Source organism: Promicromonospora kroppenstedtii DSM 19349, from assembly GCF_000515355.1.
In the GTDB taxonomy this organism is placed as follows: Bacteria; Actinomycetota; Actinomycetes; order Actinomycetales; family Cellulomonadaceae; genus Promicromonospora; species Promicromonospora kroppenstedtii.
The window spans coordinates 1-1,528 of record NZ_KI911670.1; the positions used below are offsets into that span (position 1 = coordinate 1).

The window sequence follows — 1,528 nt, forward strand, 5'->3', positions numbered from 1 at the left end:
CGCCAACGGGTCCGTCGTGCCCCCGCCGGAGGAGGCACTCGTCCCCGCGCCGATCGCGCCCCGTGCGGTCCGGGACACGGCGCACGAGGAGCCGGAGCGCGAGACGCTGCCCCCGGCGGCCTCGGCACCGGCCAAGCCGGTGTTCGCCCCGGTCAACCCGTCGCGGCAGCAGAGCGGCGTGTTCCCACCGGTGAACGGGGCCCCGCAGGAGCCCGCCGCGGCGGTGTTCGCCCCGGTCGGCAACCCGCCGCAGGGTGCGCCGGACCCGGCCTCGAACGGGCACGTGAACGGCCAGTCCGCCGGCCACTCGAACGGGCAGCTCCCGGGCTACGACAACGACCACACCGTGATCCGGGTCCCGGGCTACGCGACCGAGCAGTCGATCGCGCCGACCGACGGCCCGATCGACTCGGTGCCCTCCTGGGTGCCGGTCCGGGACGAGCGGGGGCGCGACGCCTGAGATGCGCAGAACCCCCGTCAGGACCCTGATCGCAGTCCTCGTCGCAGTCGCGGTGGTCGGCTGGCTCGTGCTGCGGGCCCTCGAGTCGCGGGGCGTGTACCTGCTGGTGGTGCCCTGGCTCGTCGACGTGGCGATCCTGGCGCTGGCCGGCGTGGTGTTCTGGATGGGGTGGGCCGTGCGGGCCTACCAGAAGGGCAAGCGGCCCTCCCTCGACGGCATCCGGGCCGCCCGGACGCTCGTCCTGGCGAAGGCCGCCGCCCTGACGGGCGCCCTGCTCGGCGGTTGGTACCTGGCGCAGGTGCTGGTGGTGCTGGGCGACCTCGCGATCGAGCCGCGCCGCGACCGCGCGGTGGCGGCCGGCATCGCCGTGCTGTGCTCGGTGGTGCTCGCCGCGATCGGTCTCGTGGTGGAGAAGTTCTGCGAGCTGCCGCCGTCCGACAAGGACCGCACCAGCTCGGAGGAGGGCGAGTCCCCGGCCCCGGCCTGAGGCCCGCTACCCAGCGCAACCGGTCTGCGGAACAATGGCCAGCATGACCAGCCCATTCGAACCGCACGACGTGACCTGGAACAGCGTGTCCCCCCGACTCGTGACGGCCCGGCTGGTCCCGGGCACGATCAGCCTCGGGATCCCGGCGGTCGCCGGGATCGTGCTCGCGGTCACCGTGAGCCCGTGGTTCTGGATCCTCGCCGGGGTGCCCGCCTTCTTCCTGCTGTGGTCGATCCTCCTGGTCCCGCGTCAGGTCCGGGCGATCGGGTACGCCGAGCGCGACGACGACCTTCTGATCCGCAAGGGCGTCATGTTCCGGTCGATGGTCGTGGTGCCCTACGGCCGCATGCAGTACGTGGACGTCGAGGCGGGCCCGCTCGACCGGCGGCTGGGCCTGGCCAAGGTGCAGCTCCACACCGCGTCCGTGGGCACGGACGCCCAGATCCCCGGCCTGCCCCCGGACGAGGCGGCGCGCCTGCGTGACCGCCTCGCGTCCCGCGGCGAGGCCCGGCTGGCGGGGCTGTGAGCACGCCGGAGCACGAGGTCGACCGGGCCCCGGCCCAGGGTGAGCCTGCCCCGGA

General features: G+C 74.4%; 2 protein-coding genes and 1 pseudogene. All 3 read left to right on the forward strand.

The genetic code is table 11. The annotated features are described in order from the left end of the window. Nucleotides 1-460: pseudogene (locus tag PROKR_RS13365) on the forward strand (hypothetical protein); the annotation flags it as partial. 1 nt (nucleotide 461) lies between these two features. After that, nucleotides 462-947 (forward strand): DUF3180 domain-containing protein, encoded by a 486-nt coding sequence (locus PROKR_RS13370; protein ID WP_036964041.1) that lies wholly within the window; start codon nucleotides 462-464, stop codon nucleotides 945-947. Nucleotides 948-981: 34 nt separating this feature from the next. Further along, nucleotides 982-1,473 (forward strand): PH domain-containing protein, encoded by a 492-nt coding sequence (locus PROKR_RS13375; protein ID WP_036964042.1) that lies wholly within the window; start codon nucleotides 982-984, stop codon nucleotides 1,471-1,473. The last annotated feature ends 55 nt before the right edge of the window (nucleotides 1,474-1,528 follow it).

What these genes read in the sequence shown, in the direction of transcription:
- PROKR_RS13370 (WP_036964041.1), top strand. Translation starts at nt 462, where the DNA reads ATGCGCAGAACCCCCGTCAGGACCCTGATCGCAGTCCTCGTCGCAGTC.
- PROKR_RS13375 (WP_036964042.1), top strand. Translation starts at nt 982, where the DNA reads ATGGCCAGCATGACCAGCCCATTCGAACCGCACGACGTGACCTGGAAC.